This is a genomic window from Sorangiineae bacterium MSr11954, assembly GCA_037157815.1.
Lineage (GTDB): Bacteria > Myxococcota_A > Polyangia > Polyangiales > Polyangiaceae > Pendulispora > Pendulispora albinea.
Map to the genome: position 1 here is coordinate 7,566,039 of CP089984.1, position 15,093 is coordinate 7,581,131.

General features: G+C 66.4%; 13 protein-coding genes. 7 read left to right on the forward strand and 6 right to left on the reverse strand.

Going from position 1 to position 15,093, the window contains the following annotated elements; genetic code table 11:
- Window positions 1-155 precede the first annotated feature (155 nt).
- The 4 genes from LZC94_29265 to LZC94_29280 all read left to right on the forward strand — a co-directional run bounded on the left by LZC94_29265 (window position 156) and on the right by LZC94_29280 (window position 5,705).
- Window positions 156-1,943 (forward strand): protein kinase, encoded by a 1,788-nt coding sequence (locus LZC94_29265; GenBank protein ID WXB11934.1) that lies wholly within the window; start codon window positions 156-158, stop codon window positions 1,941-1,943.
- 76 nt (window positions 1,944-2,019) lie between these two features.
- Complete coding sequence (locus LZC94_29270; GenBank protein WXB11935.1) at window positions 2,020-2,847, forward strand: tetratricopeptide repeat protein; 828 nt, start codon at window positions 2,020-2,022, stop codon at window positions 2,845-2,847.
- Window positions 2,844-4,304, forward strand: a complete 1,461-nt coding sequence (locus LZC94_29275; GenBank protein ID WXB11936.1) for an ABC transporter substrate-binding protein — start codon at window positions 2,844-2,846, stop codon at window positions 4,302-4,304. The genes LZC94_29270 and LZC94_29275 overlap by 4 nt, the downstream gene beginning before the upstream one ends.
- 144 nt (window positions 4,305-4,448) lie before the next feature.
- Window positions 4,449-5,705, forward strand: coding sequence for a kynureninase (locus LZC94_29280; GenBank protein ID WXB11937.1), 1,257 nt, complete (start codon window positions 4,449-4,451; stop codon window positions 5,703-5,705).
- Between the two features lie 33 nt (window positions 5,706-5,738).
- On the opposite strand, the gene LZC94_29285 is transcribed toward LZC94_29280, so the two are convergent.
- From LZC94_29285 to LZC94_29305, 5 genes are all read right to left on the reverse strand, one after another.
- A complete protein-coding gene (locus LZC94_29285; GenBank protein WXB11938.1) occupies window positions 5,739-6,947 on the reverse strand; it encodes an ABC transporter substrate-binding protein in 1,209 nt (402 codons plus the stop codon).
- A gap of 68 nt (window positions 6,948-7,015) precedes the next feature.
- Complete coding sequence (locus LZC94_29290; GenBank protein ID WXB11939.1) at window positions 7,016-7,432, reverse strand: DCC1-like thiol-disulfide oxidoreductase family protein; 417 nt, start codon at window positions 7,430-7,432, stop codon at window positions 7,016-7,018.
- A 152-nt stretch (window positions 7,433-7,584) separates the two neighbouring features.
- Window positions 7,585-8,481, reverse strand: coding sequence for an N-acyl homoserine lactonase family protein (locus LZC94_29295; protein ID WXB11940.1), 897 nt, complete (start codon window positions 8,479-8,481; stop codon window positions 7,585-7,587).
- A 148-nt stretch (window positions 8,482-8,629) separates the two neighbouring features.
- On the reverse strand, window positions 8,630-10,285 hold the full coding sequence (locus tag LZC94_29300; protein ID WXB11941.1) for a sulfatase-like hydrolase/transferase: 1,656 nt from the start codon (window positions 10,283-10,285) through the stop codon (window positions 8,630-8,632).
- Window positions 10,286-10,358: 73 nt separating this feature from the next.
- Complete coding sequence (locus tag LZC94_29305; GenBank protein ID WXB11942.1) at window positions 10,359-11,219, reverse strand: DUF4097 domain-containing protein; 861 nt, start codon at window positions 11,217-11,219, stop codon at window positions 10,359-10,361.
- A 201-nt stretch (window positions 11,220-11,420) separates the two neighbouring features.
- Between LZC94_29305 and LZC94_29310 the strand changes: the two genes are divergently transcribed.
- The 3 genes from LZC94_29310 to LZC94_29320 are packed head-to-tail and all read left to right on the forward strand — an operon-like array spanning window position 11,421 to window position 13,536.
- Window positions 11,421-12,035 carry a TetR/AcrR family transcriptional regulator gene (locus tag LZC94_29310; protein ID WXB11943.1) on the forward strand — a complete coding sequence of 205 codons (615 nt, stop codon included), beginning with the start codon at window positions 11,421-11,423 and terminating at the stop codon, window positions 12,033-12,035.
- Entirely contained in the window at window positions 12,032-12,886 is an 855-nt protein-coding gene (locus tag LZC94_29315; protein ID WXB11944.1) for an enoyl-CoA hydratase-related protein, read from the forward strand. The genes LZC94_29310 and LZC94_29315 overlap by 4 nt, the downstream gene beginning before the upstream one ends.
- Window positions 12,883-13,536, forward strand: a complete 654-nt coding sequence (locus LZC94_29320; protein ID WXB11945.1) for an MGMT family protein — start codon at window positions 12,883-12,885, stop codon at window positions 13,534-13,536. The genes LZC94_29315 and LZC94_29320 overlap by 4 nt, the downstream gene beginning before the upstream one ends.
- Here LZC94_29320 and LZC94_29325 read toward each other — a convergent pair.
- On the reverse strand, window positions 13,533-14,654 hold the full coding sequence (locus tag LZC94_29325; protein ID WXB11946.1) for a hypothetical protein: 1,122 nt from the start codon (window positions 14,652-14,654) through the stop codon (window positions 13,533-13,535). The genes LZC94_29320 and LZC94_29325 overlap by 4 nt on opposite strands.
- Window positions 14,655-15,093 lie beyond the last annotated feature (439 nt).

Sequence of the window (15,093 nt, forward strand, 5' to 3'; positions counted from 1 at the left end):
TTTCCATACCCGACGTCAAACTGCAGCTGTCGCATACAGTCACCGTGTGGTGACAATTGCATCCACCGCGTTTGTCGTACCCTAAATATTATTAATTCAACGTCTGCTTGGAGAGGCTTCGTGGGGTAAATTCGGATTGCTGGGGGAGGTCTTCAATGATGAGTGCGGGGAGGGAAACGGATAGGGACGAGTCCGAGGACGCGCAGGGCTCTGCGACGTTCGGAAAATACCAGCTCTTTGCGAAGCTCGGCAGCGGCGGCATGGCCGAAGTCTTCCTCGCGGTCGCGCGCGGGCCGATGGGTTTCAACAAGCTCACGGTCATCAAGAGGCTGCGCAGCTCTGTCTCGGACCAGTCCTCGGTCGTGGACATGTTCCTCAACGAGGCACGCCTCGCAGCGCGGCTCACGCACCCGAACATCGTCCACACCTACGAGGTCGGCGAGCATCAGGGCGTCTTCTTCATCGCCATGGAGTACCTCGAAGGGCAGCCCCTCAACCGCGTGGGGCACGTCAACGAGACGAAGCAACAGATTTCGCCCGTCATGTGGGCCCGCATCATCGCCGACGCCTTGAACGGCCTGCACACGGCCCACGAGCTGCGCGACTACGACGGCACGCCCATCAAGATCGTGCACCGCGACATCTCGCCGCAGAACATCTTCCTCACGTACACCGGTGAGACGAAGATCGTCGACTTCGGGATCGCGAAGGCCGTCAACACCGAGCAGACGGAGGCCGGTGTGCTCAAGGGCAAGGTCCGTTACATGGCCCCCGAGCAGGCGCTCGGAAAGGCGGACCGCCGCTCCGACCTCTTCTCCATGGGCATCGTGCTCTGGGAGATGCTCGCCCAGAAGCGGCTGTTCGAGGACGCGCCCGCGAAGGTGCTCACCGATCTCGTTCGCAAGGATCCGGTGGCGCGCCTCTCCAGCGTGTGCCCGCACATCGATCCGGCGCTCGACGAGATCGTGGCCAAGGCGCTCGAGAAGGATCCGAACAAGCGTTATCAGACCGCCGAAGAGATGCGCGAGGCGCTCGAAGCGTACATCCTCGGCACGGGGGAGGTCGTCCGCGAGGTGACCATCGAGCGCGCCATGATGGCCATGTTCCAGGAGCGCAAGGAGGCCATCGCCAGGCAGGTGCACACCTTCATGACGGCGGCCCTGGCGTCGGACTTGAGCGGCATCGGATCGGTGTCCTCGCAGGGGATCTCCGAGTCGGACCTGATCGGCACCGGCACGCACTCGCAGTACAAGAGGTTGTCGAACGTCATGTCCAACGTGAGCCGCGTGCACTCCGCGGACTCGCAGCTGCTCGTGGCCGACGTACCGACCTTGATGGAAACGGGCACCACCAACAGCGCCGCGCACCTGGTGGTGACGCGGTGGGGCAAGGTGGCGTTCTTGGCGGTGGGGCTGCTCCTCGCCGGCGGCGTGGGCCTGCTCGCCCTGGCCATCGGCGGACGCGAGATGCTGCGCACGAGCGTGGTGCACGAGGCGACGCCTCCGCCCCAGCCGCCGACCGCCGCGCCGAAGGTCAGCGTTCCGCTCGCGCTCGCGAGCGAGCCAGGTGGAGCCGTCGTCGACTGGAACGGCGTCCCCGTGGGCCGCACGCCCGCGCGCATCGATCTGCCGCCCGGGAGGCAGACGCTCATCGTCACCAAGGATGGCTACGTCCCGGCCACCTTGGTGGTGGAGCTCGAGGCTGGATCGCCCGACATCGTGCGGCAAGTCACCTTGACGCCGATCCCCAAGGCGACGGCCGTCGCGGCCAGCACGCCGCCTGCGCCCATGCGGGCGCGGAGCAACGCGGTATCGCGATCGGTGAGCACGGGATCGGCGCCGACGCCGGCGCCGGCGACACCGCTGGTCACCGCGGCGCAAGTTCCGAGCAGCAAGGTCAAGGTCCTCGAGGACGACGATCCGAAGACGAAGGTACTCGAATAGAGGTTTCTCCCGTGGGCCTCCCGCGAGGGAGGCCCGAAGAGCAGCGCACCCGTTCCCAGCGCGAAAGGAAACTCCCATGGCGAAGTTGCAGTCGGCCTTCTTTGCTCTGTGTCTCGTACTTGCCTTCCCCGTGGCCGCATTCGCCGAGGACAAGCCGAAATCGGCCGACGACTGGGCGGAGGAAGCGTTCGCGCTGGTCCAGAAAGGCGACTTCCCGAAGGCCATCGCAGCGTATCAACGGGCGTATCAAATCTCGGCAGACGGCCGGAACCTCTACAACATCGCCAATATCTACGATCGCAAGCTCCACGAACGTGACCTCGCCGGCGACTACTACAGGCGGTATTTGCATCTCCCGCAGACCGAGCCCGACCTCGTCAAGAAGGCGAACGAGCGGCTCGGCGCGCTCAAAGAAGAAGACGATGCCATCCGCCGCAACGGCCCCGCGCTGAGCACGCCCGCGGGCGCGCCGGCGGGCTCCGGGCAATCGTCGATCGTGGTGACGCCCGTGGGCACGCAGCAGCCTTCGGCGGAGGCCGATCGGAACGAAAACCTGCGCTCGACCATGCGCATCGCGGGCATCGCCACGGGCGGGGTCGGGATCGCGCTGCTCGGGGCGGGGGCGGTGTTCGGCCTCATCGCCAAGTCGAAGAACGACGACGCGGCGAAGCTCTGCACCGGCTCCGTGTGCAACTCGCCCGAGGCGATCAACCTCACGGACGACGCGCGCCGGGCGGCCACCTTCTCCACCGTGGGCTTCATCGCGGGGGGCGTGGCCGTCGCGGGCGGCATCCTCCTTTACGTGCTGGCGCCGCCCAGCGAGAAGAAGGTGGGATCGATCCACGTATCGCCGCGGCTCGGGCCTCAGGTGGCCGGGATCACGATTGGTGGAGTGTGGCGATGATACGACCCATCAAGTGGAGCCTCGCAGCGATGATCGGCGCGGGCAGCTTGGCAGCGTGCGCCAACATCCTCGACATTCCATCGGACCGCTACGTTCAGGGCGGCGGGCAAGACGGCGGCGACAGCCTTGCGACCTGCACCGGCACCCTCGAGGTGCGCATCCTCATCGACCTGAGCGGGCCGACCAGGACGCTCGGCGCGCCCTACCTCGCCGGCGAAGAGGACTACTTTCGGGAGCTGAACGAGAAAGGCGGCATCAAAGGGTGCCGCATCAACTTTCAGCACGTCGACTACCAATACAAACAAGACCTCGCGCGCGCGGCGTACGAGAGCTGGAAGGCCGATCCCTCGTGGCCGCGCGTGGTCGCCCTCTTCGGCTACGGCACCCCGGATACCCTGGGTCTGGCCGACCAAGTCAAAGCCGATCAAAAACCGCTGTTTGGCGGGCAGCACGCCTCCCTCGCCTCGCCCGAGCCCGTCTCGCTCGCCGTTTCCATCCCGGAGATCAACGCGAACTTCCAGGAAATCGCCTTTTCGGCGGAGTTCAAGAGCATCGGCTACCCGTACAACTTCTTCGCGTTCACCGACTACTCCACGGGCGCGCGCATCGCGATGTTCCACATCAAGGCCCTGGCCGGAAAGAGGGTCGGGTTCTTCCTCTGCAGCGATGCCTACTGCACCGGCCCTGGGCAAGCCGCCCGGGTGCACGCAAAGAGGCTTGGCTTGGAGATCGGGCGGGTGCTCACCCTCGAGCAAAGCGGGCAAAACCAAACTGCGTACAACGCCGCGGTGCTCCAGTACTTCCAGCAGGAGGTCAATCACAAGAAGCTCGAGGACGCAAACTACTCCATCGTGGACTGGGTGTGGGGCGGCAACACCACGAGCACCAGCGCGCAGATGGCCATCGCCATTGCCTACATGAAGCAACAGCTCGCGACATCGAACCCGCCCGTCCCCGACGTGCAGCTCATTCTCAACAACAATGGCTTCAGCGAGGACCTGTTCGCGTCCTGCGGGCAGTCTTGCGTCAACAACGTGCACGGCATCGTCCCCTATTTGCCCTACGGCGACACCAGCCGCGGTTCGGTCGAGATGGGCAAGCTCACGGAGCTAAATGACAAGTGGAGGGCGATTGACGATGCCGAGGCCGGCGCGCCGGGCCCCACCCATCGCAACGTTCGCTATGTGCAAGGCCATGTGAACGCCATGCTGTTCAAGCTGGGGGTCGAGGCGGTGGTGGCGCAGCGAAAACCCGTGACGGGCGAGAACCTCAAGGCGGCGCTGGAGGCGTTCAATGGGGTCGATACGGGCGGGCTCACCGACAAATTGTCCTTCACCCCCAAGGATCACCGGCCTCAGTCGACGGAGTCGATCTACAAGATTGGCTCCGATGGCGCCCTCGTTCGCGAACCACCGGATCGCACCATCTCGCTCGAAGACTCTTGGTTGGGGTGGTGAGTTTTGTGGGGCTGCGCCCCCTCGAAACCGTCGATTTCGAGCCTCCCCTCGCCTGTGGCGATGCGTGCTTCGCACGCGAGAAGATGAGAAATGGGGAGGAGAATTTGAGGGTGTGCTTCGTGCGCCTGGTTTAGAACGGTAGGGGTGAGCACGACGAGAGACTCGGACAGCAACGATGCATTTCTCGAATCGCTTCGGCGGGCGCCCAACGCGCTCGCCGGGCACTACGCGAAGTTTCGAGTGGGCGAGCGGCTCTTGCTGTCGGGGCACTCGCATCAGGCGTGGCCCGATGTGGCGCTGGAAGGTCAAATCGAGGCCTTCCACGACGCGGCGCACGACGTGGACGAAAAATGGGGGCGCGCCTTCGCCAAAGCGGACGAGGTGCGCGCCGGCTTTCGCCGGCTGCTCGGCGATCCGCAGGGCGAAATCGCGCTGGGCTCGAGCACCCATGAGCTCGTGATTCGTTTTCTCTCGGCGCTGGATCTGCGCGGGCGTCCGCGTTTGGTTACCACCCAAGGTGAGTTCCACACCTTGCGGCGGCAGCTCGCTCGGCTGGACGAGGCAGGCATCGAGGTGGTCGCGCTTCCCACCGCGCCGGCGGACACCTTGGCCGAGAGGCTCGCCGCGGCCATCGACGATCGCACCGGCGCGGTGCTCGTCTCCACGGTGCTGTTCGAGACATCGCGCATCGTGCCGGGTTTGCGCGAGCTCGCCGCGGTGTGTGCGGGGCGCGGGGTGGAGCTGCTCGCCGACGCGTACCACGCGCTGGGCCCCGTCCCCACATCGCTTCACGCGTTGGGGCTTGGGTCGGCGTGGGTCGTTGGCGGCGGCTACAAGTATTTGCAGCTGGGCGAGGGCAACTGCTTTTTGCGGCTACCTGCGCACGCCCAGACCTTGCGACCCGTGGTGACGGGGTGGTTCGCGGAGTTCGCCGATCTGGCGGAGGAGCGGCAACCGGGCCGGGTCGGGTACGGCGGGGGCGCGGCGCGCTTTGCGGGGTCCACGTACGATCCGACCAGCCATTACCGCGCGGCCCGCGTGTTCGCGTTCTTTCAGGAGCACGGGCTCCAGCCGGAGATTTTGCAACGGAGTTACCGTCACCAAGTGGCGCAGCTGGCGGCGCACTTCGACGCGCTGAATGTGCCGGAGACATGGATCACGCGCGACCGCGAGGCGCCGCTCGAGGCGTTCGGCGGGTTTCTCTCGTTGCGGGTGCGGCCGCCCTCCGAGGGAGCGCTCGATGCGCAAGGGCTGCAGCGAGCGCTCGCGGCGCGCGGGGTGCTTACGGACAGCCGCGGCGAATACCTGCGGTTTGGCCCTGCGCCGTATCTGTCGGACGAACAACTGCGCGCTGCGATGGCGGCGCTCGGCGAGGTGATCGCCGAGCACGCGCGAACGTGACGCATGTGACCCACGCGACCTACGCGACCGCGATCACGGATCGACGGTGGCCACGTACTTGGGCTTGTTCTCTTTGACCGTCAGGACCATCGACGACTTCACCGGGTTGTGATCGGCGTCGATGGTGATGCTGCCGGTCACCGTCTTGAAGTCCTTCGTTTGCTCCATGGCCTCGCGGATCGAGGGGCCCGTGAGCTCCTTGGCGCGCTCCAGCGCATCGATGGCGACCTTGGCCGCGTCGTAGCCGAGGGCGGCGAGCACCTCGGGGGTGTTGCCGTAGGTCTTCGAGTACTTGGCGATGAAGTCTTGCACGACCGGCGACGGATCTTCCGTGCTGAAGTGCGTCGAGAAGTACGAGCCGTCGAGGGCTCCTTTGGCGATTTGATACAGCGGCGCAGCGTCCCACCCGTCGCCACCGGCGAAGGGCTGCTTCATGCCGAGCTCCCGCGCCTGACGCGCGATGAGCGCCACCTCTCCGTAGTACCCGGGCAGATAGATGAGATCGGGGTTCTTCCCTTTGATGGCCGTGAGCTGAGCTTTGAAATCCGTTTCGCCCGATTTGAAGCTCTGCTCGAGGATGATCTCGCCACCGAGCTTCTGAAAGGTCGTTTTGAAGTACTGAGCGAGCCCAACCGCGTAATCGTTTCCAACGTCGCGCAGAATGGCCACTTTGGTGAGCTTCAGGTTCTCGCGCACGAACTTCGCCATGACCGTTCCTTGAAACGGCTCGATGTAGCAAACGCGAAACACGTACGGCCGCGTCTTGTCGCCGTCCTTGGTGACCCGCGGGTTGGTCGAGCCTTCGCTGATCATCGGCAAGAGGTTCTGGTCCGCGATGGGTGCCATGGCGAGCGAGCGGGAGGACGCCACCTCCCCGATGAGCACCGAGACGTGATCCTGGGTGATGAGCCGGGAGGCGGCCACCGCGGCCTCCTCGGGCTTTCCTTGATCGTCGAGCGTCTTCAGGGCGACCTTTTTGCCCTTGATGCCGTTCTTCGCGTTCTGCTCGGAAATGGCCAGCTTGGCGCCGTTGTCGGTTGCTTGCCCGAAGGCTGCATCGTTGCCCGACATGGATCCAACGTGACCGATCCAAATCGTGTCACCTGCGGCAGGTGCAGGTGCTGGTGCAGCGGAAGACACCTTGGCCTCCCCGGCCGGCGCGATGTCGCTTTGTTTCTTCTCCCGACAGCCCATGGCAACCAATGCCAGCGCTGCCACCACGAAGGTGCGCGAATAAAACATGCCCTCATAACAGCGGTAGGGCCCCACTTGTCAACGGCCCAAACAGGTTCCGATCGCGCGGACAATTCTCAGGGGAGAAACAGCTCGCGCTCATGGGGCTCGGGGAGGCGGCACACGTCCGACTTGCCGAACAGCCGATAGCGAAAATGCGCGATGCATCCATATGCGGCGTCCGCGACGAAGCGTGGAATCCATCGCAGCAAGCGCGCGGCACGCCAGGGCCAATCCAGGTAGGTGGCGATGGCCAAGATCCCCTGCGCGCGCAAATAGACGCGGCCGGCATCGATGAAGACGATGGTGTCGAGACCGCTCGGAATGGTGGGGTGCACCGCGCGCAGCTTGGCGGCCGTTTCGCCCTGCAGCGGTGCGTAGCGAAGCATGCGACGGCGATCGGCGCGGACCAGGAGCTGGACGGCGTGATTGCAGAGGCCGCATACGCCGTCGAACAGGACCAGGCGCGGTGGGAGCTCGCTGGGATCCGTCACGGAGAAGAGAGTTAACCGCGAGGAAGCTAGGGGCACCAGGGGGAACGGGCGCATTTTGGTTTTGGTGCCGGAGACCTTCGCTTGGCGGTGCTCATCGCGCGGCGTTTGGCGGTGCTTCGCGGGGTGTGAGGGAGGGCGCCTCCCAGGTCACCTCATTCGAGGTAGGCGGGGAATTTGGGCAGCGCGCGGAAGGCCTGGGGCTCGTGCTGAACGATGAACCGGGCGTGCGTTTCGCGGGCGAGGGCCTCGATGCGTGCGATGGAGGCGCGGCTTTGGTCGCGGTCGTGATTGAAGGCGGGGATGACGTGGTGCTCCCAATTTTCTTGGGTGTGCGACAGATCGCCCGAGAGGATGACGGTGCCCGCGCGCTCGAGTTTCACCACCAGCGATTGATGCCCGGGGGTGTGCCCGGGCGTTTGCAGAATGCGCACTTGGCCATCGCCGAACACATCGTGATCCGAATCGAGGAGCTCGATCCGAACGTCGCGGTACTTCGAAAACGAGGCGGGCTCGATGCCGACGGGCGTGGGCGTGCGAAGGGCACCTTGCAGCTCGCTTCGGTTCATGAGCCACGTCGACGAGGTGAACAGGTTTGCGTTGCCCGTGTGATCGAGGTGCAGATGGGAGAAGCCCACATAGGTGATGTCCGCCGGGCTCAGCGACACGGCTTTCAATTGATCGACCAAGGACGCATCGATGAACTCGCGCCCGACGGGGTTGGCCACGCCGCCCTTGGTTCGTTCGACGGACCATGAAAGGCCCGTATCCCATAGGAGCGTGCCGCGCGGGTGGCGGATCAAGAAGCACGGATCGCTCATCATAAAGGGTTTGCCGAGGGGCTTGCCCGCGTCGCTGAAGGAGCCGATGTCCGTGATCGCGATGCGCCCGCAGTCGAGCGCATAAAGACGGACCCCCGCGTGCGCGGGCCCCTTCGCCGCCCCCGTGGTCCCAACCTGGGACGGTTGCGCGGCGGTGGATGCGCAGGCCGCGAGCAGCGCGCTGAAAAAGCCTCCGATGGCGAACAGCGAGAATCGACCGAACGTGCTCATCTTGAAATCGTCTCCTGGAAGGACGGCTCCTCGCGCCCATTTGCCTCGGTGCTTCGCGGGCAATTCTCGGTGATTCGCGCGTAGAGGTGCCGCCGCAGACGTTTTCTAGAGCGATCCGGCCGCCGGCGGTAGCCGACGGAAAGGAATGTCACCCGTGCGATTTGGTATCGACTGGCGCCGGGGCCGGGGGCCGCGCCAAGAACCCAACGTAGTCGGAGATGGCGCGGTGTTGCGCCTCGCGAAGGGCCTCGGGCAGCGGTGCGCGGAGCTCCTTCCAACCTTGGGACGCGAGGCGCGCGCTCATCTGGTCGCGGAGCCCGGTGTTCGACGCGGCGACGCTCACCGTCTCCAGCTGGCCCTCGCGGGTGCCGTAGTCGTAGAGCTCGAGCTCCGCCTGGGCGGCCGCGGGCTCCACGGTCCCCGCGTTCCAAAGGCTGTAGTGGCCGATCTTGGCCTGCTTGGTCCGCAGCGCCACCACGTGATTGACGATGCCGGGCGTGGTCAGAAACTTTTCGTCGGTCGTATGAAGGACCTGCTCGCGGCCGGGGGCGCTCGCGCTCTTCAAGAGCGGAATCAGGTCGAGGCGCTCGGCGAGGTACGGGTACTGCGACCGCCACGACGTCTTTCCATCGTGGGCGAGGGTCAGCAGCATGGGGAGCAGATCGACGCTGGAGGTCAGCTCAGTTCGCGGTGTCTCCACGCCGTTGGCCAGGCGCCCGGTGGGATCGTGCACGGCCAGCGGGATGCGGATCCCCTCTTCGTAGGCCGCGGCCCCTTTGCCGCGCAGACCGTGCGAGCCGCCGTACTCGCCGTGATCGGCGGTAAACACGACCATCGTGTTCTTGGCGAACGGCGAGCTCGCCAGCGCGTCGAGCACGGCGCCAATCTGCGGGTCGACGGTGCCGTGAAGCTCCAGATACAGCGCGAGCAGGCGGCGCCACGCGAGCGAGCCCGCCTCGCCCTCGTGCGGCAGATCGCCGAAGGCCTTGTTCGCGTTGCGCGCGTACACGGCGTGCAGGCGGGGCTTGTTGGCCTCGAGGTGGGCCAGCGTCTCGAAGTTCGGCGGGAGATCGACCTCGCCGACGGGGGGGCTGCGAAAGCTCGCGATGGTGTCGGTCTCCTTTGGGTAATACATGATGTCGTGCGGGTTGATGAGGCTGATGGTCGTGGCCCACGGTCCTACCTGGGTGCCCTGGCCCGCCTGCCCCGCGCGGCGCCGGAGCCATGCCACGAACTGGTCCGTGATGCTGCCATCGGCGCTCAACCCCTCGCCATTGGAGCCGATGATGTCCGGGCACGTGGTCCCTTTGAAGCCGTACGCTTCGAGCACCCCCGCGTCGCCGGAGGCGTCTGCCGGGCAATGCTCGGGCACGTTCGACTCGTGCCATTTGCCGAACCACCACGTGTCGTAGCCGAAGTGGCGGAGCGCCGTGCCCCACGTGGGGAGCTCCGGGCGGAGCTCGGGCTGCGGAGGATTCGTCACGATGCTGCGCGTGAGCAGCAGACGATGCTGGTGCGCGTAGAGGCCCGTGAGCATCGAGGCCCGCGACGGGGTGCACATCGAGGCCGCCGTGTAGTGCGACATGAAGCGCACCGACCGCGAAAAGAGCTGGTGCATGCGCGGCGCGCGCGCCTCCAAGGTCCCCGGCCGGAACCACACCGGCGCGCGCATTTGATCCACGATGATGACGAGCAGGTTGGGCTTCGAGCCCGAGTCGCTCTTTCGAAGGGTGGTCGCGCTCGTGGCGGCGGGCGGTGGGGTGCCCGCGCACGCCGCGAGCGCACCACCCAACGATGCGCTCATCGTACCCAGTAGGAAATCTCGGCGTCGCATGAAGGCTCCCGCGAAATGCTTCGTTGGAGCCGCGACCCTAGCACTAACGGAGGCGCTTGACGGTGATGTCGCCACTCACCGTCTTGAGCGCCACGCGCGCCCCGCCGCTTCCAACCTTCGCCGACACCGTCTCGGGGAGCCCGCCGCCCGCGCGACCGGCCGGAATCGCAAAGTCCGAAGCGATATGGCCGCTGACCGTGGTGGCGTTGAGGTCGAAGCTGGCGTCCTCGGGCGCCCGCAGCTCGATGGATCCATTGACCGCCTCGAGCTGCACCGGCACCTTCACCCCGCTCGCCAGCGGCGCCACGATGCGGCCGTTCAAGGTCTTGGCCACCAGCCGCCCCGTGGTCGACACGTCGACATCACCGTTCAAGGTGAGCAAGCGCACCTGGCCACGCATTTCCTTCGCCTCGATGTCACCGTTCAAGGTGCGGGCGATGAAGGGGACGCCCGCGGGGACGCGCACCTCGAAGTCCACCTTCACGTCGGCGCCGCTGCTGTTGGTGCCGCGGGGCGCGTAGTCCGATTCGTCGGCCGGCTTGCAGTCCGAGTCGGGCTGGTTGGCCGAGAGCGCGCAGATCACCACCCCCGCGTCGTGCTCGGCCACCACGACGCGCTGGCTCGCCGGATCCCCTCGCTCCGCCTTTTTCGTGGCGCGGACCTCCACGGTGCCGGACGGGGTTCCAAGGGCACGCACGTTGCCGTTTACTCCGCGGATCTCCAGGGACTTGGGCGGCACGATCGCTTTTTCATAGTGAAAATCCCCACCGGCGGTTCCGCTCGACAGGCTCACAGGGGCATCCGCCGAGCCGGCGTGGGCCGGTCGCACGGGGGTCGTCTCCGAACAACCGAGGGCAGTGCTCACCGTTGCGGCCACTGTCATGGTCCAGAGCCATCTGTTCATCGTAAGTCTCCTTGAAGGTCAGCCCTCACGCCGACCGGCGTGGGCGCGTTCTCCCTTCGCGGCCCTTCGGTCCTTAATTTCAATCGAGGTCGCAAAAAGTTGGAGCGAGCTCGACCGGCATGTCGCGCGCGCCTCGCGCGTCCCGAGCGCGCTCTTGGTCGAACCTTGACTAGAACGTCATTCTAGAACAAGGTTCTAGTCATGACCTCGCCGCGTCGCGATCGGCGCTCGGAGATCCTCGACGCCGCGCTTCGCTGCTTCGTCGAGCGCGGCATCGCGGCCACCACCATCGCCGACATCCGCGAGCGCGCCGGCGCCACCACCGGCAGCGTCTACCACGTCTTCCCCAGCAAGGACGCCATCGTGGGCGCCCTCTATGTCGACCGCCTGCGGAGCTACCAGAGCGATCTTTTGGCCCGCGCCAGCCGCCATCGCACCGCGCGCGCCTTTATCCGCGGCATCACCTTGCACTACTTGGAGTGGGTGGAGGCCGAGCCGGACGCGGCGCGGTTCCTGTTCGACGCGCGCCGCACGGAGGCCATCGCCGCCGTCGCGGCCGAGATCGCGGAGGCCAACCGCGAGAGCTTCGCGGCCATGCGGCGCTCGATCGATCACTTCGCCGCGAAGGGCGACCTGCAGGACCTGCCGATGGACATCTTCATCGCCGTCGTCATCGGCCCCGCGGCCGCCTACGCGCGCCACTGGCTGGAGAAAGAGTCTCGCACCGAGATGCATCGCGCACGCGCGCTGCTCGCCGACCTCGCGTGGGCGTCCGTCCAAACCAAGAACGAGCGGAACGAGGAGAACGAACCATGACCACCGCCACCGAATACGACACCATGATCGAAGGCTTTCGCGCGGCCGGCGCCGGCCTGGTCCGAGTAAGCTACCCCTTCGAGGGGTGCGCCGTCGTGAGCATGCACGATCCCGCGCGCCTCAACGCGCTGTCGGGTCCCCTCACCGTGCGCCTGCGCGACGAGCTGGAACGCGCCATCGCCAACCCCGCGGTGCGCGCCATCGTGCTCACCGGCGAGGGCGGCGCCTTCTCCGCCGGCGGCGATCTCCGTCTGATGCGCGACACCGCGTGGCCGCTGCTCGCCACCCACGACGGGACCACCGCCCTCTGGCGATGGATCCGCACGCAGTTCGGCGGCATCGTGCGGCTGATCGCCCAGTCGGACAAACCGTTCATCGCCGCCGTCGATGGTCCGGCCGCCGGCGTGGGCCTCTCCTTTGCGCTCGCGTGCGACTTGGTCCTGGTCTCCACCCGCGCGCGGCTGGTGTCGGCCTTCGGCCGCATCGGGCTGGTGCCCGAGGTCGGTATCAGCTGGCTGCTCACGCGAAGGCTCGGGCACGCGCGCGCCTTCGAGCTGTTCGTGTCGGGCGAGCCCCTGAGCGGCGAAGATGCCGTCCGGCTCGGGCTCGCCAACGCCGCCCATGCGCCCGAGGCCCTGGAGGAGGCGGCGTTCGGGTGGGTGCGCAAGATCCTCGCCTTGCCGGAGCACGCGGTGCGCATGACCAAGCCGCTGCTGCGCGGCGCCGCCGACATGGCGTGGCCCCACGCCATCCTCGCCGAGGAGTTCGCGGAGCCGAATTGCTTCACCACGGCTGCCCACCGCGAGGTCGTCTCGGCTATGCTCGAAAAGCGTAGCGGCAGCCGCACATGATCCCGACTCGAAAACCGAAAAAGCCCTCGCGTCCAAAATCCGGAGCACCCGAAGCCTCCCGTGAAACCCCGCCCTTCGTGCGCGTCTGGGAGATCATCCAGAGCGTGCCGCGCGGCAAGGTCGTCACCTACGGGCAGCTCTCGAACATGATCGATCGGCGCCTCACACCGGTCGGCGTCGGGTGGGCCATTCGCGCGGCCCCCGCCGAGAGCGGGCTCCCTTGGCAGCGCGTGGTGAATGGCCAGGGCGGCATCTCCACCGACGGCGAGCACCCCGGGCTGCAGCGCACCCTCCTCGAAAAAGAAGGCGTGCGCTTCGGCCACGACGGGACCATCGACCTCCGCCGCTACGGATGGCTCGCCGGCGTCCTCGCCGCCGACTCCACCCCACCCGACGATGCCACCCCGGGCCCCCAAGCGTCCCGCCGACGCAAGACCACTTCGTCCCGCGAAGCAACCCCGCTGCCCCGCAAAGCCACCCAAGACCCGAAAGCCACCGCCAAACGCTCCAAAGCCACCGCCAAGCGCCCCGCCGCGCAAACGGGCCGGGACGCCGCCAAGCCCGCAACGACCACGAAGACCACCGTCCCACGCGCCACGAAGGGCACCGCGCGCGCAAGGACCCACGTCAAGCGTTCGCGGCGCGCCTAACGCACCGCAAAGGTCGCCTTCACCGCATCCACGACGGGCTGATAGCCTTTCGGCGCACCGCCATCGGGCACCTGACGCAACGAGGGTAGCTGTTCGATGTGCACAAAACGACCAAACATCGACCCCTTGTCCGTACACGCATCGCTCGCGCCGGCGGTGGCACGCGCCTCGACATTGTCCGTACCGCAGAGGTTGCACCCGGCCTTCGGATAATCCAAACCGCACCGACCGACCGATGGCCCGCGCGCCTCGATGGCGGCGGCCAAACGTGCGCTCGTGCTGACATCCGAATAGCGCCCCGACGAATCGCTCACCAATGCATCGGGGCACGCTTGCGCATTGCCGTGCAATTGAATGAACGCATCGTCGGTCTTCGTGGAGAGCGCCAGGTGAACGGCGAAAAATGGCGTTTTAGTGGCGTGCGCCGTGTCCGACACCCGGTACGGCGCCGAGCTGCCCCCGCAGGCCGAAGTGGTGCCGTCGCACCCTGCGCTCTCGGCATTGGCGCATCGATGCGCGCCGGCCATGAGGAACCAATCGCCGCGCGCCTCGGAGAAAACGGCACGAGCTTCGTACGCCGTGTTCGTATCGAACAGAGGATGCGGCGCCTCGAGGACGATGGCGCGCGTCCCAGTAGCCGGACTGCGCGCGGCATAGGTGCCCCAAAACGTCTTTGGTGCGGGCGCCCCCGATGGGTCGAGCTCCGCCGCGACCAGGACGTCGTCGGCGCCGTCGCGAAGGGCCACGATGCGGTACGATGGCGGTAATTTGCACGCTTTTCGAAGATCCCCCGAGAGGGCGCCCACCACGGAGTCGGCGAACGCATCGCGCGCGGCCGCACTCGGAACCATTAATGCATTGGAGCCTGCCCCCGCACTCGTCATCATATTGGAGACGATGGCGCGAACCAATTGGTCGAGCGATCGCCCATCGCGTGCGGGCGGACAGCCAATGGCCCCGTCCGACGTTTGCGCATCACGCGGAGCGGAGTCGAACGCCGAAGCGTCGTGCACCGAAGCGTCGGGCCGCGAAGCGTCGGGGGCCAAGGGCTCCTCCTGCGAGGGATCGCTGCAGGCCGCGAGCGCCAACATGACGAGGGAAATACGTGAAGAGGTCATGGGTACGGCGCGTTAGACCATGCCGCGCGCCTCCATGTCCACGGTTAGGGCGCCGATCCGATCGAGGGACCGAGGATTCATCAACCCGCGAATTGCCCGGGTCGGTGCCCTAGTGCTTTATTGCACGGCCCTCTGCGCGCGCCGCCATGCCGCCTTCGACGATCGTGCACATGGGAAATCGCCGGCAGACCCCGGCGCAATCGCGAGCTTTCGTGCAGCGGTCGCCGCTCGGACGCGGCGCGGGAATTCTCCGCGCGCGGCAGCACGCTTCGCCGTCACGCGGTTTCGGAATTGACAATCGATTGGCACACCGTGTCCCGAAGTCTCGCAAAGCATCCACGAGACCATTAGAACCCATGAGTGCGAACCCCCTGTCGGGGTTCCCAAAAAATGTTCGCCGGCAGGCGCGCAAATTGGCTGGTTTTCATAGAGGGTCGAC